Here is a 19,973-nt window from a genome sequence, read left to right as displayed (position 1 = left end):
CTCGCGAACGCGATACAAGACCCCGCTCTGGTGCTCCCAGGGCGGGGTCTTTGCTATGGGGCGGCGCGATTAGGCGGACGGTGCCAACACAGCGTTTCAGCCGGCCTTTTGAGCGATCATAAGTTCTACCCGCTTCAGTTCGCGCAGGATCCGGTCAGCCTGCATCTGCGGCATCAGACTGGTTTTCAGAATCGTTGCCACAATGACCAGCGTTGCCGAGGGCAGTCCCCATTTCAGCGCGGTCAGCGGCTCTGAGGCGGCAAAGAAATGCCATCCGGTCCAGACAGCGGTGATGAACAGGGCGATCTGTACCACCATGATCACCCATGTCACCCAGCCGAGCTTGCCGCTGAACTGGCTGGCGCCAAGCGCAAACCAGCCCAGTTGCCGGGTTTCGCGCAGCATCTCCTTGTCCTGGTCGGACAGGGCCTGTTCAATCAATTGGTCGAGTTTACTCATCGACGTCTCCTTTCAGGGCTTGGTTCAGTTTGGCGCGGGCGTGCATCAACCGCGTCTTGATCGTGCCGGGCGGCACATCGAGGGCAATGGCGACTTCGGCAACGCTCATGTCTTCGAGGTAGAACAGTGAGATCGCCGCGGCCTGTGGTGGTGGCAGTGCTCTGATGGCCAGGCGAACGGCCCGTGCATCTGCTGCAAGCGAGCCGGTCTCCTCCACCGTCAGATCCGATTCCATGGCGGCGTAGGCTTCCTGCTGGCGGCGTCGGACGCGACCGCTTATCAGCCGTGCCGCCCGCCGGGTGACGATGCGGTAGGCCCAGGCAGGGAACGCGCGGTCGTCTCGCAATTTTGGCAGGCCGCTGATGATCTCGATCCAGGCTTCCTGAACTGCGTCCTGGGCATCCTCGCGGTTGCCCAGCAACCTCAGTGCATGGCGCAACAGGCTCGGACCGCGCAGGTCTGCCAGATGAGCAATCGCCTTGCGGCTACCCAGGCGCGCGCCGGCCACCAGATATTCCTCGACGATTTGCTGCTTGCTGCGCATCCGGCATTTCCCTGCTCTGATACGACAAGGTGGGTTCTCCCGGTGGATCGGTTCAACGCAGGGACAAAAAGATCTAATTGCTCTGCGGCGCCGGTGTCGGCGTCGTGCCGAGATAATCGAGAAGTCCCTCAGCCAGGGCGTCGAACGCCACCCGGCAGCGTGGAACCATCCTGAGGTTTTCGTGCATGACCAGAAAGGTCATCAACTGCCAGTCGATCTGCCCGGCAAACAACCGCACCAGATCGGGATCGCGGTCGGCCAGCCCGACCTGACACATGCCGATACCGCCACCGGCCCGGATCATCGCCAGTTGAGCGACATTGCTGTCGGTGCGGAAATCGAAGCGTATGTTTGCAAAACCGGGAAATTGTTTCGCTATCTCACGTACATACACGAACTGGTGGTCAAATCCGATCAGTCGGTGTGACGCAAGATCTTCGGTCGTCTCCGGGATGCCGTGCCGTTCAAGGTAGCAGCGATGGGCAAATATGCCGACCGGAATGCCACCGATCCGCCGGCTCACCAAGGCGCCCTGGGTCGGCTCCACCATTCTTACGGCAATGTCTGCCTGCTGATTGAGAAGGTCCTCGACGGCGTCGGAGAGCGAGAGCTCGATTGTCAGACGCGGATAATCTTCCTGAAGCCGGGCCAGAATGGGCGGTAGAACTTCGAGCCCGATCACCTCGCTGGCGCTGATCCGAACGGTGCCTTCGGGGCTTGCGCTGTCGCCCGAAGCGGCCCGTGCTAGAGCGGCGGCGCTTGCGGCCATGGTTTCGGCATAGCTGCGCATGCTCAGCGCGGTCTCGGTTGGCAACAATCCTTGATAGGAGCGGAGGAACAGCGGCTTGCCGGCGGCAGCCTCAAGCGCGTCGAGATGCCGCCCAACAGTCGGCTGGGTCAGGCCCAGCGCGCGGGCTGCCGCTGATTGCGAGCCTTCCTGCAGGAGAGCCAGAAAGGTTCGGTAGTGATCCCAGTCGAGAACTGTCTTCGTCATACATTTATGTATAGCAACTCTAGAAAAATACACAATTCCGGTTAGTTGAGTTTGTCGGCATGATGTCCTCATCCAAACCACAGGAGAGAGAACATGACTGTTAACGAGAACAAGGCAGAGCCTGGTGCAGGCAATCGACTGGCGCTCGTGCTGGGTGCAACCGGCGGCATCGGGGCGGCAGTTTCGGCCAAGCTGCACGCCAATGGCTACGCGGTGCGGGCGATGCACCGTAATGCGCAGGCGCAAGCTGTGATCACGCCGCAATATGAATGGGTCGGTGGCGACGCCATGAACCGCGACGACGTGATACGGGCCGCTCAGGGCGCGTGCCTGATCGTGCATGCGGTCAATCCGCCCGGATATCGCAACTGGGGCACGCTGGTGCTGCCGATGATCGACAACACCATCGCTGCCGCCGAGGCCGTTGGCGCGCGCATCCTGATGCCTGGGACGATCTACAATTACAGCCCGGACTCCGTGGACCTCATCACCGAGAACAGCCCGCAGACCCCGGTGACGTTCAAGGGAAAGATCCGCGTTAAGCTGGAACAGCGGCTGGAGGCTGCGGCCGGGCGTGGCACCCAGGTGCTGTTGGTTCGGGCGGGTGATTTCTTTGGTCCCGGCGCCGGCAACAACTGGTTTGCGCAGGCTGTCATCAAGCCCGGCGCGCCGGTTAAAAGCATCACCAACCCGGCAGCACCTGGCGTCGGCCATCAATGGGCCTATCTGCCCGATGTTGCCGAAACCATGTTGCGGCTGGTCGAGCGCGCCGACGAACTGCCGTCATTCGCCCGCTTTCACATGGAGGGGTTTTGGGATCATGACGGTACCCAGCTGGGTGCCGCCATCCGCCGCGTGACCGGCCAGTTTGGGTTGCGCACAAAGCAGTTTCCCTGGTGGCTGTTGCGTCTCGCCCGACCGTTCGTGCCGGTGTTTCCGGAGCTTCTGGAAATGCGCTATCTCTGGCAAAAGCCCGTGCGTATGAGCAATGACAAGTTGGTCGGCTTTCTTGGCGCGGAGCCGCATACACCGATCGACCTGGCCATCCGCGAAACCCTGGTCAGCCTCGGTTGTCTTGACGCGGCAGCTGGTCCATCCGCTTCGCAACAGCGGTTGGTGGCTGATGCCGAAAGCGTGGCGGCGTGAGCTGCGGTTGGGTGCGCCGGTCGTCCACGACACCGGCGTTCTGACCGGCCTTTGGGACAGGTGCAAAAAAATGGGCCGCGAGATTGCTCTCGGGCCCAATCAAGTATGAAGGTCAAAAACCTCCAGAGGGGAACAGCTCATGCGGCGGCACTGGGAGGAGTAGACCGCCATAAGTGCATCAGCTGCAGTCGATATGGTGCTTTATTGAGCAGCCCGCAAGGATGGATGATGCATGCCAGCCATGCAGTCGGCGCATGCCATTGTTGCGGTGCATATATTCTATGCTTCCGCATTTACCTTCCGGCGAAAATTCAGGCAAAAAAATGGGCCGCGAGATCGCTCTCGGGCCCAATCAAGTATGAAGGTCAAAAACCTCCAGAGGGGAACAGCTCATGCGGCGACACTGGGAGGAGGGCCGCCAAAAGGTGCATCAGCTGCAGCCGATATGGTGCTTTATTGAGCATTACGCAAGGACAGATGGCGCATGCCAGCCATGCAGTCGGCGCATGCAATTGCTGCGATGCACATCCTGTGCGCAGGGTGGGTCACCGAGAGGCAGAATTCAGGCAAAAAAATGGGCCGCGAGATTGCTCTCGGGCCCAATCAAGTATGAAGGTCAAAAACCTCCAGAGGGGAACAGCTCATGCGGCGACACTGGGAGGAGGGCCGCCAAAAGATGCATCAGCTGCAGCCGATATGGTGCTTTATTGAGCATTACGCAAGGACAGATGGCGCATGCCAGCCATGCAGTCGGCGCATGCAATTGCTGCGATGCACATCCTGTGCGCAGGGTGGGTCACCGAGAGGCAGAATTCAGGCAAAAAAATGGGCCGCGAGATTGCTCTCGGGCCCAATCAAGTATGAAGGTCAAAAACCTCCAGAGGGGAACAGCTCATGCGGCGGCACTGGGAGGAGTAGGCCGCCAAAGGTGCATCAGCTATAATCGATATGGTGCTTTATTGAGCATTACGCAAGGGTAGCTTGCGCATGCCAGCCATGCGTTTGGCACATACCTGCATTTTAAACGAGTATTTTCCCTCGGGTCGGCAAATCCGGTCGTCCTTGGACCGGCTTGAGAAGATCGCGCTCAATAACTCCAGTTGCGCGCCTTGGAAATCAGGAAATCCCGGAAGGCCTTGAGTTTGGCCGCGTTCTTGATTTCCTGGGGGTAGCAGAAATAGGTGTCGAAGGTGGGAATGTCGGCCGGAATATCGAGTTTGACCAGCGCTAGGTCGCGGCTGACCATATAATCGGGCAGCAGCGATATTCCGGTGCCGTTGAGGGTGGCACGGCGCACCGCCGGCATGTTGTTGATCTGCAAATGCGCCATCCGGGGATTTTCCGGGCTGCGGCCGGCAATCTCCAGCCAGTTGACGTCGCGCAGGTAGTTTGGCGCCGGTTCGCCAAAGGTGACAATGCGGTGATGGTCCAGATCGTCGAGCGTCTTCGGCTCGCCATGTCGGGCGATGTAGGAAGGTGCAGCATAGATATGGAAATGCACCGTGAACAACCGGCGCTGGATCAGGTCCGGTTGTTGCGGTTGGCGCAGGCGGATGGCGCAATCGGCCATGCGCATGTTGACATCGAGCTCGTCGTTGTCGAGCAGCAATTGCACCTGGACGTCGGGATAGAGATCAAGAAACTCCTGCACCTTCTCGGTCAGCCAGCTCTGGCCAAACCCGACAGTGGTGGTGACCCTGAGCTTGCCCGAGGGCAACTCGCGGGTTTCGGTCAGCCGGCTTTTCACCGACTCCAGTTTCATCAGCACCTCGTGGGCCGTCTGGTAGAGGATCTCGCCCTGTTCCGACAGGATCAGGCCGCGGGCATGGCGATGGAACAGCTTGGCGCCGATATCCATTTCCAACGCCGAAACCTGGCGGCTGATGGCCGATTGTGACATGTGCAGCTTTTCTGCCGCATGGGTGAAGGAGCCTGCCTCCGCGGCAGCGTGAAATATGCGCAGTTTATCCCAATCGAGCGGCATGTTACTCACAATTCCCCCCGGCCGTGTTTGTTGCGGCCTTATTATTTTGCCGGTTTTCCGGCTTCATTGCGGCGCGTGGCCGCCTATTCGGCGGCTTCGGCGTGTCTGACCTGGCCGGCGAGATAGCGTTCCGCTTCAAGTGCGGCCATGCATCCCATGCCGGCGGCGGTGACCGCCTGCCGATAAATGTCGTCGGTGACGTCGCCTGCGGCAAAAACCCCGGGCACATCGGTGGCCGTCGAATCCGGCGCGGTCCACAAATAGCCGTTCGGCTTGTGCTTGAGCTTGTCCTTGAACAGGCTGACAGCGGGCGCGTGACCGATGGCGACGAAGATGCCATCGATCGGCATGTCGGTGATCTCGCCGGTCTTGCGGTTTTTCAACCGGGCACCATTGACGGAAGCCGGCATCGGCGGTTGCGCCGGTGCGCCGAGATATTCGATCACCTCGGTATCCCAGATGATGTCGACGTTGGGCTTGTCGAACAGCCGCTGTTGCAGGATCTTTTCGGCACGGAAACTGTCGCGCCGGTGAACCACGGTCACCTGGCTTGCCAGATTGGAGAGATACAACGCTTCCTCGACAGCGGAGTTGCCGCCGCCGACCACGATCACATGCTTGCCGCGGTAGAAAAATCCGTCGCAGGTGGCGCAGGCGGAGACGCCGAATCCCATGAACTGCTTTTCGGTCGGGATTTCCAGCCACTTGGCCTGCGCTCCGGTGGCGATAATCAACGCGTCACAGGTCCACACCGCGCCCGAGTCCGTGTTCACGGTAAACGGCCGCTGGGTCATCTCGACCTCGGTGACCAGATCGTTGACGATTTCGGCGCCGACATGTTCGGCCTGTTTGAGCATCTGCTCCATCATCCACGGGCCCTGCACCGGCTCGGCATAGCCGGGATAGTTTTCCACGTCGGTGGTGATCATCAGTTGTCCGCCCTGTTCCATGCCGGCAATCAGCACCGGTTCGAGCATGGCGCGGGCTGCGTAAATCGCGGCAGTGTAGCCCGCCGGGCCTGAGCCGATAATAAGAACGGGAACGTGACGGCTGGACATGGGACAATCCTGAAAATAGTTGAAGACAGCCAAATTGAGCCAAGTCTTGCGACGCATCAAATCCGAAAGCTGGCCAATCCGCAACACGCAGCAAAGCGCGCGTCGGTCAAAGTGTCATTTAGGTATGGGCACGGTGCGGTTTCAAGCACAACAATGTGGTTACGCACAGAACATCGCGCTTTCACCCCCGCCTGAGGCTTTACAGCAGCACTACCGTGGCGCAATAAAGTTTCGCAAGCAGGGCGCCTATCGGCAAGATTCGGTACCGGGTCAACCCTCAATCCGGGTATCAAACGGGAATGGATCAATGACGATCAAGGCTGAACTCGATACGATTGACATCAAGATCCTGCGCGAGCTTCAGGCCGACGGGCGGATCACCAATGTCGATCTGTCCGAGCGGGTCGGCATTTCTGCACCGCCCTGCCTGAGGCGGGTGCGTAAACTGGAACAGGCCGGCATCATCCGCGGCTACCGGGCGCTGCTCAATGCACCGAGTCTCGGTTTTGACCTGGTGGCGTTCTGCATGGTCGGCCTCAAGCATCAGTCCGACGCCAATCTCAAGGCGTTCGCGGCGATGACCAATGAATGGCCGATCGTGCGAGAAACCTGGATGGTGTCGGGTGAATCGGATTTCCTGCTGCATTGCGTGGCGCGCAATCTGACGCATTTTCAGGATTTCGTGATCGAGCAACTCACCGCCACCGATAATGTCGACACGGTGCGCACCATGTTGACCATCCGTCAGGTCAAGGATGACGGGCTGGTGGCGCTGTAGGGCGTTTCAGCACGGTCTGCCGTTCAGGCTTGCTGCCAAAGATCCTCATAAACCTTGTTGATGGCTTCAGCTTCGGCGGCGACGCTGAACTGGTCAACGGCTGTGGCACGGGCCGCAAGCGCCATTGCCTGATGCCGCGCCGTGTCGGAAAGTATTTCGACGGCCCGGTCCGCGGCCACTTGCGGTGCGCCGTCCGGAACCACCAGACCTGCCGCACCACTATCTGAAAATGCCTCGAACCAGCCGGCGTTGCTGGCCACGAACGGCACGCCCGAGGCCATCGCCTCGAGCGGCGTGACACCGTAGCCCTCATAGCGTGGCAGGGCCACGAGCAGGCTCAATCCGCGCACCAGACCGGGCATTGCTTCGGCGTCGATTTCGCCGGGAAACAATATTCGCTCGCTGAGCCCGGCATCGGCCACCTGCTGGCGCAACCGGGCCAGAAACCCGACATGCTCCGGCGCCGCCTTGCCGATCACCAATGCGGTGTGGCCCGGAAGGCGGGGCAGGGCGGCAATCATTGTTGTGACAAAGCGGTCGGTGCCTTTTTCCTCGCGGATTCTGCCGATGGTGGCGATGCCGGCCGTGCCCGGGTAGCCGCTTGCGGCCCAGGCCTGGTCTCGCGACGTGGCCGGGTGAAAGCGCTCGACATCGACCCCGTGCGGCACCACCGCGCGTACATTCCCAACAAACCGGGCGGCTTCATCGGTGGTGGCGATAATGGCGTCCATGCGCGAGATCAGCCAGCGCGGGATCAGGCTGTGGCGGCGCTGGGCCGAAGAGGTGAAAACCAGCCGCACCGGCAGCCGCAGCACGTCGCGGCCAAAGATGCCTGCGCGCATTTCGGGATTGCGACGTACATGCCAGATGTGGAACGGACGGCCAGGCGGCGGTGCGCGCGACAGCATAAGCGCATGGCGCCATGACAGCGGTTCGGGGCAGCCGGGAAGCGGGCCGCCGACCAGCTTGACGTCATAGCGGTCAAGCTGCTGGCGGACCACTGCAGCGGCGGTCGCGGAGACGCCGGTGAAATTGCGGTGCATGTTGAGCACGAACACGGGTAAACGCCCGCCAGCGGCATTGGGGTGTCCAAGGCCGTTGGCGGGGTCGTTATTGCTCATCTTATTTTCCAGTGATCGCGGCGCGGAGCGATCAGCCCCATTTGACCGCGAGGATCTCGTAGGCCTTGGACCCGCCGGGGGCGACTACCTCGACGGAATCTCCGACCGACTTGCCGATTAGCGCGCGGGCGATCGGCGAGGAGATCGAAATCCGGCCTTCCTTCACATCGGCTTCCTGGTCGCCGACGATCTGGTAGGATTTTTCCTCTTCGGTGTCTTCGTCGACAAGCTTGACGGTGGCGCCGAACTTGACGGTGTCGCCCGACAGCTTCGACAGATCGATGATATCGGCGCGGCCGATATAATCCTCGAGCTCGCCGATGCGGCCTTCATTGTGGCTCTGGGCTTCCTTGGCGGCATGGTACTCGGCATTTTCGGAAAGGTCGCCATGGGCGCGCGCTTCGGAAATCGCCTCGATGATCCGCGGCCGTTCGGTTTGCTGACGCCAGCGCAGTTCATCCCGCAGCTTGGTGTAGCCTCCTTGCGTCATTGGAACCTTCTCAACCATCGGTCTCTTCCTTGTCCATGTGGCCCCGACGCTGCGATGGGCAGCGGCAAGACACAAAAACTAAACGGCCACCGAAGGGGTTCTTCGGAGCCGTTTCACAAAATTCAAACTTACGCTTACCAAATTTGAACGGGAAATTCACCTTAAAAATCCGACGTGTTTTGCCCATCAAAAACATCGGGATAAGCGGGTTTCGTGTGCTCAGCCATGCTCGGCATTGATCAAGCTCGGGTTACTGGACGGTTCAAGGTGCGCGCTTTGGCCTTGGGAGTGTTGGCCTGTTCAGGTCGGGAATTCATCGTTCAGCCCAAGCAACTGTCAACGCGGCAAAGAGCTTCTCCATGCATGCCCGCGCCTGCCAGCCAGATGCATCGGTCTATCTTAATTGGTAGCCGCCGTGCAGGCGGTGATCATGGCGCCGCCGCGCCCAAGCACCAGCCGCATCGGGTCGCGGCCCCGGGCGGTGTGGATCAATTTTGCGCGAACGTGGTGACAGCCAAGTTTCCGTTCCCCACCATTGAGGAAATAGCTGCTCGTCCAGGTGTCCCAGGTGGGGATATTGTTAAAGCCGATCATCCGCAGCGTTCTGGCGCGTGCCCGGGCGTGTTCGGCCAGCACCGGTATGGCGTCGGCAACAGCGCGTTCCGTCACTTCCCTGTTCTTGATGCCGGTTCGGTAAGTCACCATCCACAGCTTCGATGGGACATGGTGAACGAGATAGTCCTGCGCCCAGACATCCTCGGCAACGTTCATGTCGCGAAATGCAAAAACATGGCCCAGGGCGCGTCCGGTGGTGAAGTTCTCATTGTACATTCGCTCCCCGACACTCAAGATCCGTGCGATCTCAGACTGTTCCACATAGCCTCCGGCGAGCAGTCTTGCCGATACCGTGACCGGGCCAAGTTCGGCGATGATCACCGGTTCTCCCGTACTCCTGATCAGGGCGGCGATGGCGCGTAACCGTTGGGCATCAGCGGCTGTCTGCGCGCGTTTGTTCAGCACTGTCGTATAGCGTTCATCAGGGCCGCGCAGGCGGAGCCATTCGGCGCATCCGAGTGCCGGCAGCCTTTGCTGAAGGTTGCGGTGGATTTCCGCTGTGCTCGACTTGCCGTTTCCGAAGATCGACACCACGCCGATGATCTTCACGCACCCGAGCAGTTCCATCTGCCGGTAGGCATACATGCTGATACTGTCATCTATTTCACCTTTGACTGTGATATCAGTCACCAGAAGCACAGGTTTTGCGGCTGCGATACAGACCGGGCTTGCGCCGAAATAATGCGTCGTCAATCCGCTCGCGAAAACCTGGCTGCAAGGGATCAGGACCAGCAGAAGAGCTGTTCTGATAGTCGCGAGTAAATAATCATCAGTCGTGTGAGCCATTTATACAATTATAACGGGCATTCGACAAATGGCAATATTCAGAAGTTTTCGTATAAACCGGCAAAATATGCGAGCCAAATCTCGAAAATCGTTCTGGATTGATGTGTGTATGCGTTAAAATTGAATTGTATATGCCATGCGTATTCCGGGACGATCCGGCCACTGATTCCGATAGCATCCGGCCACCCATTCCGATTTGATCCGGCCGGGGATTCCGGGGCATCCGGCCACCCCCATTTCAACCCAGTTTAGGCTGCTGCGAGGCGATCTGTAACAGGGCTACTGTTCCGTTCCTTTGGATGGAGAGAGCCCTTTATGAAGAGATTGCCTATGCGGAAGATAAGGGAAGCCCTGCGGCTTCGGGCGGATGGATTTTCAGGCCGCCAGGTGGCGCAAAGCCTGTGCGTGGCCCGTGCGACGATTTCGGAATATTTTCGGCGCGCTGATCTGGAAGGTTTGAGCTGGCCTCTGTCTGCTGATCTGTCGGACGCCGACCTTGAGAACCGCCTGTTTCCCGTTTGCCCCGGCGATGTCCGTCGCGCGGTTCCTCAGCCTGTCTGGGCGCATGTGCATGCCGAGTTGCGGCGCAAGGGCGTGACGCTGTCGCTGCTGTGGGAGGAGTATCGCGGGGTTCATCACGATGGATACGGCTATAGCCGATACTGTGAGCTCTACACCCGCTGGGAAGGCAAGCTGTCTCCGGTGATGCGTCAGCGTCATCCTGCAGGCGAGCGGCTGTTTGTCGATTACGCGGGCCCGACAGTTGATGTTGTCTGCCCCAAAACGGGAGAGGTGCGCACCGCACAAATCTTTGTCGCGACGCTGGGAGCGTCCAATTACACCTATGTCGAAGCCAGCTGGACACAGGGCCTGCCGGACTGGGTATCCAGCCATGTGCGTGCCTTTGAGTTCTTCGGTGGCGTGCCTGCGCAGCTGGTTCCAGACAATCTCAAGGCAGGCGTCACCAAGGCCTGTTTTTATGATCCTGAGATCAATCGCACCTATGGTGATATGGCGGCACATTACGATACCGCCATCGTTCCGGCGCGGCCTGGAAAGCCGAAAGACAAGGCAAAGGTGGAAGGCGCTGTTTTGCTGGCCGAGCGCTGGATTTTGGCGCGGCTGCGCAACCAGCACTTTTTTGGCCTTGATGAGGTGAACGCTGCCATCCGGCCATTGCTGGATCAGCTCAACGGCAAAGTCAGTCGCCATCTTGGTGCAAGCCGCCGCGATCTGTTTGAACGCCTGGATCGGCCCGCTCTGAAGCCCTTGTCTATGGAGGCCTATGTTTATGCCGAATGGAAGCAGTGCCGCGCGGGCCTCGATTACCATGTCGATATTGGCCGCCATTATTACTCGGTGCCGCATCAGTTGCTGAAGCAAAAACTATGGGCAAGGATCACCGCACGCACCGTAGAGGTATACTTTAATGGGCAACGCGTTGCCTCTCACGCCAGAACCTCGGGCAATCGCCAGCACTCCACGATCCGCGATCACATGCCCGCCCATCATCGCTTCCGCGAGGATTGGACGCCACAGCGTATCCGCGGGCAAGCTGTGCGCATCGGCCCAAATGTTGAGGTCTTTGTCGATGTGATCATGCGCCAGCGCAAACATCCCGAACAAGGATACAGAACGTGCCTCGGTGTTTTACGGCTGGCCAAGACCTTCGGGCGGGAGCGCCTGGATGCCGCCTGTTTGCGTGCGCTTGAGATCAACGCCCACTCCTACACATCCCTGCATTCCATTCTGAAGAATGGTTTGGACCGTCAGCGCCGCGAACCCACCACGGACGGCCCTGCGATCACTCACCCCAATATCCGTGGTGCGGATTACTTCCATTGAAGAGGATAGAGAATGCTTGATCACCCAACGCTGGATCAGCTCAAAACACTCAGGCTCGACGGCATGGCAGAAGCCTTTGCCGAGATGCAAAAACAGGACGGCACAGCCGGGCTTAGCCACGCTGAATGGCTTGGGCTGCTCATTGATCGAGAGACCGCCAGTCGTGAGACGAGGCGATTTGAAAGCCGCATGCGTACAGCAAAACTGCGCCACGTCGGTGCCTCGCCGGAGGACGTGGATTACAAGTCGCGGCGCGGCCTCGACAAAGCCATGTTCCAGCAGATGCTGACCGGGCGCTGGATCAAGGACAAGCGCAACCTGATGATCACTGGCCCCTGCGGCGTTGGCAAAACATGGTTGGCCTGCGCTCTGGCGCAAGCCGCCTGCCGAGACGGTATCACTGTGCTGTACAAGCGCATGCCACGTCTCTTTGATGAATTGGAACTGGCCCATGGTGACGGACGCTTTCCGCGTCTGTTCAAGGCCCTTACCAAAACTCAACTGCTAATCCTGGACGACTGGGGACCGGATCGCCTCAATGCCAGTCAGCGTCGTGACCTTATGGAAATAGTCGAGGACAGATACGAGGTTGGATCAACCTTGATCACAAGCCAATTGCCCATCGACACCTGGCATGACGTGATCGGGGAACCCACCTTCGCCGATGCCATTCTCGATCGCCTCGTACACAACGCCTATCGCGTCGAACTCGACGGCCAGAGCATGAGGAAAACCAAACTCGGAACAGGTGACGAAAGCATCCAATCCTGATAACCAAATCATCAGGCCTCGCAGCCGCTATATAAGGGTGGCCGGATACCCCGGTTTAGGTGGCCGGATGTTATCGGAATGGCCGGCCGGATACTCCGGAATGCGCATGCCACGAGAAACCGGGAGAAATGACGCGAATCCTGTGCTGTCCCGCCTCATGGTAATAATTTGTTGCGTGGTGACGCAATCATCTCTGCGCGGTAGACAATGCCGGCCCGGGATAATGCTATTTCCGACCGATGATGGTCCTTCGGTTGGGGATATCATCGGGCGCCGCCTTCGTTCCTGCCCGCCATTTAGGAGTAAGCAAGATGATCCGTTTGTATTCCACCCTGTTTGCCGGACTTGTTTCGGCTGCCCCGGCTTTCGCTATGCAGAAATTCGAGGAATACCGATTCTTTGGCAACGAGATTCAATCGGTGCGGTTGGGGGTACAGGAAGTCGAGGACCCGGCGACGCTGATCATCGATCTGATATCGGGATCGGGCGCAGCCCAGCAGGTGATTCTGGAATCCGACGGTGGACTGGATGACTGCAAGCAGACCATCGACTACACCATCGGTGATGCCAGCCGCTACATCGAGATTCGTGTTCACACGACCGCCGACACCATGAACGGCGTGATCGTCACCGAGTGCACCTCGATCTCGGCGGTAGGCTATTGAGGCTGATTTGATGACGTGCGGCCATCATAGGCGCGTCGGGCCTCGATCACGCGGGCATGATTAGTGATGGCCCACTGGCCAAGTGCGGAGACCGGTTTGAGCAGTTCCGTGCCGAGCGCGGTCAGTTCGTAGTCCACACGAGGCGGTACCGTCGCAAATGCCGTGCGGATGAGATAACCGTCGCGTTCCAACCCGCGAAGGGTTGTGGTGAGCATCTTTTGCGAGATGCCTTCGACGGCGCGTTTCAGTTCACTGAAGCGCATCCGCCCCTGCCCAAGCGTGCTGATCACCAGAACACTCCATTTGTCGCCAACCAGTGAAATCACATCATTGGCGACCTGGCATTGGCCGGCGGGATGGCGTTCTGATGGTTTCATGGAGGTGCCTCAGGTTCAAAAAAGTGCCGTCTTGCGGCGGACGATACGGTTTCATAAGTAGCGTTAGTCACTTTTATATACAAGGAAATCGTAATGTCTGAAATAGCAGTTCTGGTTGGTTCGTTGCGTCACGATTCGATCAATCGCAAATTCGCCGAAGCGCTGGAAAGGCTTGCGGGCGATCGCATGAAATTCACCTATGCCGATCTTGCCAGCCTGCCGCATTACAATGAAGATCTTTGGGCCAACGTGCCGGAATCGGTGACGCGCCTGAAGGCGGTGGTTGATGGCGCCGATGCCGTACTGATGGTCACCCCGGAATACAACCGGACATTTCCCGGCGTGCTCAAGGATGCCATCGACTGGGGCTCGCGTCCCTGGGGCAAGAGTTCATGGGGCGGCAAGCCAGTGGCGATCACCGGTACGTCGCCCGGCGTGATCGGCACCGCCATTGCCCAGCATCACCTTCGCACCTCAATGGTCGCCGTCGGAACCGCGGTGATGGGGCAGCCAGAACTTTATTACGCCTACAAGGCCGAGCATTTTGATGCAGACGGGCAGATCACCGACAAGGCCACGAAGGACTATCTGGAAACATGGATCGCCAGCTTTGCCGACTGGATCGCCAAGACAGGCAAATAGGGTCTTTGCGGCGCAGCACGCCGCGATCATTCAGTAAAGTAAGCGATAACTTACGTTTTGGCGTGCGCAACAGGCGGAGCTCGTCTCTGTCTTGCTGCGCGCGCCAATTGTCGGCGTCCCCGCTAGGGGAGGCCGGTTTTGGTGCGGAAATATCTGCCCGCTCAAGCGCTCGGTTTTTGACGTCCGAGCACATACCGTTCGAGCTTGGCAAGGGTCTGGCCGCCGCCCGCGACCGCTCCGAATTCGACCGTGGCATCGCGCGCCTGAGTCGTCTCGAACACCAGAGTAATCGCCACGCGCGTCTTTTGCGCCAATTCCTCGAAAGTGATGATGCCCACGAAATGGGCCGGCTCGCCCAACTCACCACCATGGTCATAGGCAATCCGCGACGGCGCGGAAATCTCGGTGTAGCGGATCCAGTTGGGCCACGCCTTGCCGTCGGCGCCATGCATGGTGTAGCGCCACAGGCCGCCAACGGAAAAATCCATCTCGTGGGTTTCGTTGGTGAAACCGTCCGGCCCCCACCAGGCATCCAGATGCTTGGCATCGGAGAATGCTTCGAAGACCAGGTCGCGGGGTGCCGCGATGATGCGCTCGACGCGGATGATCTTGCTGGAATCGAGTTCTGCTGACATGTCAGTGGTCTCCTTTGTCCTGCTTGAGCAGCCGCGCCAGCCGGTCGAAGTTCTGCTCATTGGCGGCGTGCAGGAATTTTTCCATCACCTCGTTTTCTTCCGTGCGGTCAAACAACATGCGCCACAACAGGCGCGTGCCGTGTTCCTCATCGGAAAAGCGCATCCCGAGCGTGAAGATGTGCACCGGTTCATGGTGCGTCATCCGCACCATCTTGCCAGCGACAATTTCCTCGAACGTCCAGCGATTGTGAAAGTTGGCGCCATTGTCGGCAGTCATGGTGACCAGCCAGCTTCCGCCGGGCCTGAGATCGAAGGCCGATATGGTGTTGGTGAACCCTTCCGGGCCCCACCATTGCTCCAGCTTGCAGGGGTCTGCGAAGGCATCGAACAGCGTGGCCCGGTCAACCGGGAACAGGCGGTCGTTAAGGATTTCGATGCTGTCGGTCATGGCACTCTTCTGACCTTGTCGTCATCATTGGCCTGAATTGTCGTCAGGTAGGTATCCAGCCGGTCCAGACGGTGTTCCCAGAGTTTCCTGTAATCGGCAAGCCAGTCGTCTACATCCTGCAACGGCGCGGTTTCCAACCGGCAGGGACGCCACTGGGCGTTTCTGCCACGCGAGATCAGCTTGGCCCGCTCCAGCACTTTGAGATGCTTGGAGACGCCCGGCAGGCTGATGTCGAAGGGGGCAGCCAGTTCATTGACGGTTGCTTCCCCCTCGGCCAGCCGCGCAAGGATTGCCCGACGGGTCGGGTCGGCGAGGGCGAACAGCGTGTTGGAGAGTGGGTCCAGTGCCATATTATGCCTATCGGTTAATAATCCGATTGGTTAAATATAGGCGAAATGAAAACCGGTCAAGCACGGATTGCCGGGCCGATTTTATCTCTGTTTCAGAAAGGTCTTTGTAGCGCGGTGAACGCTTAGGCGGCTTCCGTCAACATTGCGGGCGGCAAGTGCTTGCGCGCTTCAAGGATTTCCATACCGACGATCCTGCCATTCTCATCAAAATCAAGAACGATGCCGTCGGCGACTTCTTCGCTTTCAAGAACATTCTCGCCGGAAAACCGGATATAGGCAGCATCGGCAACCGGATCGAATTTTACGGTGGGGTTCATTCAGGTCTCCTTGCCCGGCGGTCCAGGAACACGGAGATTATACGGATTTCGGTCGCGTTTTCCACACAGATTGCGCGTAACACGCGGCCTTGCCGTTCCGGGATTGCCCGAAAATGCCTCTCGGCGCTGTCGCCGCGGGGCTCACTAATTCGCCATTCCGGTTCATTCACTGTTCACTCCACCCAAGCCTTTACCAGATTACGTTCGGTCAGAACGGTTTCTGCGTGGCGGGTGTAGCGAATTGACTTGAGCATGGTATTTCCCGGCCCTCAAGCCGCCGGGAAATAGCTCTGCAGCGGGTGCACTTCGAGATTGCCGGCCTTGAGCGCGGCGATGGCCTGGGCGGCCGAGAGACTGCCGGCCATGGTGGTGAAGTAGGGCACTTTCTGCATCAGAGCGGCGCGGCGCAGGGATTTGGAATCCGAGATCGTCTTGGCGCCTTCGGTGGTGTTGATCACCAGTTGGACCTGACGGTTGCGGATCGCGTCCTCGATATGTGGACGGCCTTCGAGCACCTTGTTGACGTGCTCGACTTCGAAGCCCTCGCTTTTGAGGTAATCGGCGGTGCCGGAGGTGGCCATCACCTTGAAGCCGTTGCTGACCAGGATGCGGATGGTTTCGACAACACGCGGCTTGTCCTCGTCACGGACCGACACGAACACCCGGCCCGAGCGCGGGAGGTCGACGCCAGCGCCAAGCTGCGCCTTGGCAAACGCCAGCGCATAATCGCGATCCAGCCCCATGACCTCGCCGGTCGAGCGCATTTCCGGCCCAAGCAGCGTGTCGACGCCGGGGAACTTTGCGAACGGGAAGACGGCTTCCTTGACGGCGATATGCGTGAGCGTGCGGTGATTGGGGACAGCGCCGTAAGCTGCGAAAGCCTCGGCCAGCTTCTCCCCGGTCATCACCCGTGTTGCCACTTTGGCGATTGGCGAGCCGACGGTCTTGGCCACAAACGGCACCGTGCGCGAGGCGCGCGGGTTGACCTCGAGCACGTAGATCACATCGTCCTTGATGGCGAACTGAACGTTCATCAAACCACCGACATTCAATGCCTTGGCGAGTGCTACAGTCTGGGTCTCGAGCCGGTCGACCATCTCTGCCGACAGCGTGTGGACCGGCAGCGAACAGGCAGAATCGCCCGAGTGGATGCCGGCTTCCTCGATGTGCTCCATGATGCCGGTGACATTGACGTCGGTGCCGTCGCAGATGCAATCGACATCCACTTCGATGGCGTTGGTCAGGTAGGTGTCAAACAGCAGCGGATTGGTGCCGAGCAGGGTGTTGATCTGCCCTGTCTTGTCGTTGGGATAGCGCGCCTTGATGTCTTCGGGCACCAGTTCCGGCACTGTGCCGAGCAAATAGTTCGACAGGTTTGTCTCGTCGCGGATGATCTGCATGGCGCGACCACCCAGCACATAGGACGGGCGGACCACCAGCGGGAAGCCGATGTCGGTTGCCACCAGCCGCGCCTGCTCGACCGAATAGGCGATGCCGTTGGTGGGCTGGATCAGGTCGAGCTTGTGCAAGAGTTTCTGGAAACGGTCGCGGTCTTCGGCAAGATCGATCATGTCGGGCGCGGTGCCCAGGATCGGGATGCCGGCCTTTTCCAGGGCTTCTGCGAGCTTCAGCGGGGTCTGGCCGCCAAGCTGCACGATCACGCCCTTGAGCGTTCCGGCTTCCTGTTCCTTGGCCAGAATTTCGAGCACGTCCTCGTCAGTCAGCGGCTCGAAATAAAGCCGGTCGGAAGTGTCGTAGTCGGTCGACACGGTTTCCGGGTTGCAGTTGACCATGATCGCCTCGTAGCCGGCGTCCTTCAGCGCGAAGGCGGCATGGCAGCAGCAATAGTCGAACTCGATGCCCTGGCCGATGCGGTTGGGGCCGCCGCCAAGGATCACCACCTTCTGCCGGTCGGAGACGCGCGCTTCGCAAGCTGGCGCACCCGCAAACGGCATTTCGTAGGTCGAATACATATAGGCGGTGGGCGAAGCGAATTCGGCGGCGCAGGTGTCGATCCGCTTGTAAACCGGGCGCACGCCCAACGCATGGCGGGCTTTGGCCACTTCGTGGCCACGCTTGCCGGTCAGCGAACCCAACCGCGTGTCGGAGAAGCCCATCGATTTGACCCGCCGCAGGTTTTCCGCGTCGGTCGGTATGCCATGTTCGCGCACCCGTGCTTCCATCGCCAGAATGTCCTCGATCTGGGCCAGGAACCACGGGTCTATCTTGCAGATCGAATGCACCTCTTCGGCGCTCATGCCGAGCCGTAGCGCCTGTGCCACCACTCTGAGCCGGTCCGGCGTCGGCGTACCGATGGCGGCCCTGATGGCGTTGTCGTCGTCGCCTTCGCCAAGGCCGGGGATCTCAATCTCGTCGAGCCCTGTGAGTCCGGTTTCCAGTCCCCGCAGCGCCTTCTGCAGGCTTTCGGCAAAGGTCCGGCCAATCGCCATGACTTCGCCCACCGATTTCATCGCGGTGGTCAGAAGCGGCTCGGCGCCAGGGAATTTTTCAAAGGCGAAACGCGGGATCTTGGTGACGACATAATCGATCGATGGCTCGAACGAGGCCGGGGTCGCGCCCTGGGTGATGTCGTTTTCAAGTTCATCCAGCGTGTAGCCGACAGCGAGCTTGGCTGCGACCTTGGCGATCGGGAAGCCGGTGGCTTTCGAGGCCAGCGCCGACGAGCGCGATACCCGCGGGTTCATCTCGATTACCACCAGGCGGCCATCATCGGGATTGACGGCGAACTGCACGTTCGAGCCGCCGGTCTCGACGCCGATCTCGCGCAGCACCGCGATCGAGGCGTTGCGCATGATCTGATATTCCTTGTCGGTCAAGGTCAGCGCCGGCGCTACGGTGATGGAATCACCCGTGTGCACGCCCATCGGGTCGATGTTCTCGATCGAGCAGATGATGATGCAGTTGTCGGCGGTGTCGCGCACCACCTCCATCTCGTATTCCTTCCAGCCCAGTACCGATTCCTCAATCAGCACTTCGGTGGTCGGTGAGGCATCGAGGCCGGAGCTGACGATGTCGAAAAATTCGGCGCGGTTATAGGCAATGCCGCCGCCGGTGCCGCCCATGGTGAAAGAGGGGCGGATGATGGCCGGCAGGCCGATCTCGTCAATCGCGCGGGCGGCCTGGGCCATGGCGTGGCTCATATAGCGCTGCTTGCGGTCGGATTCACCGAGGTTCCAGGTGTTTTCCAGGGCATCAAGCGCGGTGTCGAGCGCGTCGCCGGATAACTCGCCGCGCAGCCGGGCGCGTTCGGCCTCGTGCAGCTTGCGGTCGGCGTCCTTGTGTTCGGTGGCGTTGGCCAGAAACGAGCGCGGCGTCTCCAGCCCGATGCGGGCCATCGCCTCGCGGAACAGCGCCCGGTCCTCGGCCATGTCGATGGCAGCGGGCTTGGCGCCAATCATTTCGACATTGTAGCGCTCGAGCACGCCCATCCGCTTGAGCGACAGCGCCGTGTTGAGCGCAGTCTGGCCGCCCATGGTCGGCAGCAGCGCGTCGGGGCGCTCGCGAGCGATGATCTTGGCCACCACTTCGGGCGTGATCGGCTCGATATAGGTGGCATCGGCAAGGCCCGGGTCGGTCATGATGGTGGCCGGGTTGGAGTTGACCAGGATGACCCGGTAGCCCTCTTCCTTCAGCGCCTTGACCGCTTGCGTGCCGGAATAGTCGAATTCGCAGGCCTGACCAATGACGATGGGACCCGCGCCGATGATGAGGATCGATTTGATATCGTTACGTTTTGGCATGGTCCGGATCCGATTCTGGCAAGCTTCGCGCAAAAAATCCCCCGTCGGGAATCCCACTTGGAAGATCCGGGTCGGAAGAGGCCACGCGTAAAATCTAAGGCTAAACGCGGCTTATAGGGAAAACGCCCCGAAAGCGAAACCCCCCATGCGGGATTGTTCAAGAGAAAGTGGGTTGGGCTGATGTTGC

20 protein-coding genes and 1 pseudogene are annotated in these 19,973 nt (G+C 59.7%); 7 read left to right on the top strand and 14 right to left on the bottom strand.

The features are described from left to right. Positions 1 to 96 precede the first annotated feature (96 nt). The 3 genes from OEG84_RS09715 to OEG84_RS09705 all read right to left on the bottom strand — a co-directional run bounded on the left by OEG84_RS09715 (position 97) and on the right by OEG84_RS09705 (position 1,997). Positions 97 to 459, bottom strand: coding sequence for a DUF6768 family protein (locus OEG84_RS09715; protein ID WP_267653570.1), 363 nt, complete (start codon positions 457 to 459; stop codon positions 97 to 99). Then, complete coding sequence (locus OEG84_RS09710; protein WP_267653569.1) at positions 452 to 1,003, bottom strand: RNA polymerase sigma factor; 552 nt, start codon at positions 1,001 to 1,003, stop codon at positions 452 to 454. The genes OEG84_RS09715 and OEG84_RS09710 overlap by 8 nt, the downstream gene beginning before the upstream one ends. 73 nt (positions 1,004 to 1,076) lie before the next feature. After that, positions 1,077 to 1,997, bottom strand: coding sequence for a LysR family transcriptional regulator (locus OEG84_RS09705; protein WP_267653568.1), 921 nt, complete (start codon positions 1,995 to 1,997; stop codon positions 1,077 to 1,079). A 93-nt stretch (positions 1,998 to 2,090) separates the two neighbouring features. Here OEG84_RS09705 and OEG84_RS09700 point away from each other — a divergent pair, with 93 nt between their 5' ends. Beyond that, a complete protein-coding gene (locus tag OEG84_RS09700; RefSeq protein WP_267653564.1) occupies positions 2,091 to 3,143 on the top strand; it encodes an NAD(P)H-binding protein in 1,053 nt (350 codons plus the stop codon). Positions 3,144 to 4,230: 1,087 nt separating this feature from the next. On the opposite strand, the gene OEG84_RS09695 is transcribed toward OEG84_RS09700, so the two are convergent. Continuing rightward, a complete protein-coding gene (locus OEG84_RS09695; RefSeq protein WP_267653563.1) occupies positions 4,231 to 5,127 on the bottom strand; it encodes a LysR family transcriptional regulator in 897 nt (298 codons plus the stop codon). An 83-nt stretch (positions 5,128 to 5,210) separates the two neighbouring features. Continuing rightward, positions 5,211 to 6,185, bottom strand: coding sequence for a thioredoxin-disulfide reductase (trxB, locus tag OEG84_RS09690; RefSeq protein ID WP_267653561.1), 975 nt, complete (start codon positions 6,183 to 6,185; stop codon positions 5,211 to 5,213). Between the two features lie 307 nt (positions 6,186 to 6,492). On the opposite strand from trxB, the gene OEG84_RS09685 reads away from it, so the two are divergent. After that, on the top strand, positions 6,493 to 6,963 hold the full coding sequence (locus OEG84_RS09685) for an Lrp/AsnC family transcriptional regulator (protein WP_267653560.1): 471 nt from the start codon (positions 6,493 to 6,495) through the stop codon (positions 6,961 to 6,963). A gap of 23 nt (positions 6,964 to 6,986) precedes the next feature. Here the strand turns inward: OEG84_RS09685 and OEG84_RS09680 are convergent, their stop codons facing one another. The 3 genes from OEG84_RS09680 to OEG84_RS09670 all read right to left on the bottom strand — a co-directional run bounded on the left by OEG84_RS09680 (position 6,987) and on the right by OEG84_RS09670 (position 9,819). After that, the gene (locus OEG84_RS09680) at positions 6,987 to 8,084 is read right to left on the bottom strand and encodes a glycosyltransferase family 4 protein (RefSeq protein WP_267653559.1); all 1,098 of its coding nucleotides are present in this window, start codon (positions 8,082 to 8,084) and stop codon (positions 6,987 to 6,989) included. A 31-nt stretch (positions 8,085 to 8,115) separates the two neighbouring features. Further along, complete coding sequence (gene greA, locus OEG84_RS09675; protein WP_267653558.1) at positions 8,116 to 8,592, bottom strand: transcription elongation factor GreA; 477 nt, start codon at positions 8,590 to 8,592, stop codon at positions 8,116 to 8,118. Between the two features lie 381 nt (positions 8,593 to 8,973). Then, on the bottom strand, positions 8,974 to 9,819 hold the full coding sequence (locus tag OEG84_RS09670) for a hypothetical protein (RefSeq protein WP_267653557.1): 846 nt from the start codon (positions 9,817 to 9,819) through the stop codon (positions 8,974 to 8,976). A 471-nt stretch (positions 9,820 to 10,290) separates the two neighbouring features. Between OEG84_RS09670 and istA the strand changes: the two genes are divergently transcribed. The 3 genes from istA (at position 10,291) to OEG84_RS09655 (ending at position 13,256) form a co-directional block, all read left to right on the top strand. Next, on the top strand, positions 10,291 to 11,820 hold the full coding sequence (gene istA, locus OEG84_RS09665; protein WP_267652423.1) for an IS21 family transposase: 1,530 nt from the start codon (positions 10,291 to 10,293) through the stop codon (positions 11,818 to 11,820). Between the two features lie 12 nt (positions 11,821 to 11,832). Continuing rightward, entirely contained in the window at positions 11,833 to 12,591 is a 759-nt protein-coding gene (gene istB / locus OEG84_RS09660; protein WP_267652424.1) for an IS21-like element helper ATPase IstB, read from the top strand. Between the two features lie 311 nt (positions 12,592 to 12,902). Next, complete coding sequence (locus OEG84_RS09655) at positions 12,903 to 13,256, top strand: hypothetical protein (protein ID WP_267653556.1); 354 nt, start codon at positions 12,903 to 12,905, stop codon at positions 13,254 to 13,256. On the opposite strand, the gene OEG84_RS09650 is transcribed toward OEG84_RS09655, so the two are convergent. Then, a complete protein-coding gene (locus OEG84_RS09650) occupies positions 13,250 to 13,633 on the bottom strand; it encodes a winged helix-turn-helix transcriptional regulator (RefSeq protein ID WP_267653555.1) in 384 nt (127 codons plus the stop codon). The genes OEG84_RS09655 and OEG84_RS09650 overlap by 7 nt on opposite strands. A 93-nt stretch (positions 13,634 to 13,726) precedes the next feature. On the opposite strand from OEG84_RS09650, the gene OEG84_RS09645 reads away from it, so the two are divergent. Further along, positions 13,727 to 14,275, top strand: coding sequence for an NADPH-dependent FMN reductase (locus OEG84_RS09645; RefSeq protein WP_267653554.1), 549 nt, complete (start codon positions 13,727 to 13,729; stop codon positions 14,273 to 14,275). Positions 14,276 to 14,366: 91 nt separating this feature from the next. Continuing rightward, positions 14,367 to 14,438, top strand: a pseudogene (locus OEG84_RS25505) (4Fe-4S binding protein); the annotation flags it as partial. Here OEG84_RS25505 and OEG84_RS09640 read toward each other — a convergent pair. From OEG84_RS09640 to carB, 5 genes are all read right to left on the bottom strand, one after another. Then, positions 14,437 to 14,910 (bottom strand): SRPBCC family protein, encoded by a 474-nt coding sequence (locus tag OEG84_RS09640; RefSeq protein WP_267653553.1) that lies wholly within the window; start codon positions 14,908 to 14,910, stop codon positions 14,437 to 14,439. The pseudogene OEG84_RS25505 and the gene OEG84_RS09640 overlap by 2 nt on opposite strands. Position 14,911: 1 nt before the next feature. Next, positions 14,912 to 15,358, bottom strand: a complete 447-nt coding sequence (locus OEG84_RS09635; RefSeq protein ID WP_267653552.1) for an SRPBCC domain-containing protein — start codon at positions 15,356 to 15,358, stop codon at positions 14,912 to 14,914. Continuing rightward, positions 15,355 to 15,702, bottom strand: a complete 348-nt coding sequence (locus OEG84_RS09630; protein WP_267656144.1) for an ArsR/SmtB family transcription factor — start codon at positions 15,700 to 15,702, stop codon at positions 15,355 to 15,357. The genes OEG84_RS09635 and OEG84_RS09630 overlap by 4 nt, the downstream gene beginning before the upstream one ends. Positions 15,703 to 15,830: 128 nt before the next feature. Continuing rightward, positions 15,831 to 16,025 carry a DUF2283 domain-containing protein gene (locus OEG84_RS09625; RefSeq protein ID WP_267653551.1) on the bottom strand — a complete coding sequence of 65 codons (195 nt, stop codon included), beginning with the start codon at positions 16,023 to 16,025 and terminating at the stop codon, positions 15,831 to 15,833. 269 nt (positions 16,026 to 16,294) lie between these two features. Next, the gene (gene carB, locus OEG84_RS09620; RefSeq protein ID WP_267653550.1) at positions 16,295 to 19,786 is read right to left on the bottom strand and encodes a carbamoyl-phosphate synthase large subunit; all 3,492 of its coding nucleotides are present in this window, start codon (positions 19,784 to 19,786) and stop codon (positions 16,295 to 16,297) included. Between the last annotated feature and the right edge of the window lie 187 nt (positions 19,787 to 19,973).

The organism is Hoeflea algicola (assembly GCF_026619415.1).
Classification (GTDB): domain Bacteria; phylum Pseudomonadota; class Alphaproteobacteria; order Rhizobiales; family Rhizobiaceae; genus Hoeflea; species Hoeflea algicola.
The sequence above is the reverse complement of the archived record's forward strand: the minus strand, read 5'-3'. Positions and strand labels throughout refer to the sequence as shown.

Excerpts from the sequence above, each read along its gene's own strand:
- carB (WP_267653550.1), bottom strand. The coding sequence starts at position 19,786 with ATGCCAAAACGTAACGATATCAAATCGATCCTCATCATCGGCGCGGGT.
- greA (WP_267653558.1), bottom strand. The coding sequence starts at position 8,592 with ATGGTTGAGAAGGTTCCAATGACGCAAGGAGGCTACACCAAGCTGCGG.
- OEG84_RS09695 (WP_267653563.1), bottom strand. The coding sequence starts at position 5,127 with ATGCCGCTCGATTGGGATAAACTGCGCATATTTCACGCTGCCGCGGAG.
- trxB (WP_267653561.1), bottom strand. The coding sequence starts at position 6,185 with ATGTCCAGCCGTCACGTTCCCGTTCTTATTATCGGCTCAGGCCCGGCG.
- OEG84_RS09685 (WP_267653560.1), top strand. The coding sequence starts at position 6,493 with ATGACGATCAAGGCTGAACTCGATACGATTGACATCAAGATCCTGCGC.
- istA (WP_267652423.1), top strand. The coding sequence starts at position 10,291 with ATGAAGAGATTGCCTATGCGGAAGATAAGGGAAGCCCTGCGGCTTCGG.
- OEG84_RS09700 (WP_267653564.1), top strand. The coding sequence starts at position 2,091 with ATGACTGTTAACGAGAACAAGGCAGAGCCTGGTGCAGGCAATCGACTG.
- OEG84_RS09625 (WP_267653551.1), bottom strand. The coding sequence starts at position 16,025 with ATGAACCCCACCGTAAAATTCGATCCGGTTGCCGATGCTGCCTATATC.
- OEG84_RS09640 (WP_267653553.1), bottom strand. The coding sequence starts at position 14,910 with ATGTCAGCAGAACTCGATTCCAGCAAGATCATCCGCGTCGAGCGCATC.
- istB (WP_267652424.1), top strand. The coding sequence starts at position 11,833 with ATGCTTGATCACCCAACGCTGGATCAGCTCAAAACACTCAGGCTCGAC.
- OEG84_RS09635 (WP_267653552.1), bottom strand. The coding sequence starts at position 15,358 with ATGACCGACAGCATCGAAATCCTTAACGACCGCCTGTTCCCGGTTGAC.
- OEG84_RS09715 (WP_267653570.1), bottom strand. The coding sequence starts at position 459 with ATGAGTAAACTCGACCAATTGATTGAACAGGCCCTGTCCGACCAGGAC.
- OEG84_RS09645 (WP_267653554.1), top strand. The coding sequence starts at position 13,727 with ATGTCTGAAATAGCAGTTCTGGTTGGTTCGTTGCGTCACGATTCGATC.
- OEG84_RS09710 (WP_267653569.1), bottom strand. The coding sequence starts at position 1,003 with ATGCGCAGCAAGCAGCAAATCGTCGAGGAATATCTGGTGGCCGGCGCG.
- OEG84_RS09680 (WP_267653559.1), bottom strand. The coding sequence starts at position 8,084 with ATGAGCAATAACGACCCCGCCAACGGCCTTGGACACCCCAATGCCGCT.
- OEG84_RS09655 (WP_267653556.1), top strand. The coding sequence starts at position 12,903 with ATGATCCGTTTGTATTCCACCCTGTTTGCCGGACTTGTTTCGGCTGCC.
- OEG84_RS09650 (WP_267653555.1), bottom strand. The coding sequence starts at position 13,633 with ATGAAACCATCAGAACGCCATCCCGCCGGCCAATGCCAGGTCGCCAAT.
- OEG84_RS09705 (WP_267653568.1), bottom strand. The coding sequence starts at position 1,997 with ATGACGAAGACAGTTCTCGACTGGGATCACTACCGAACCTTTCTGGCT.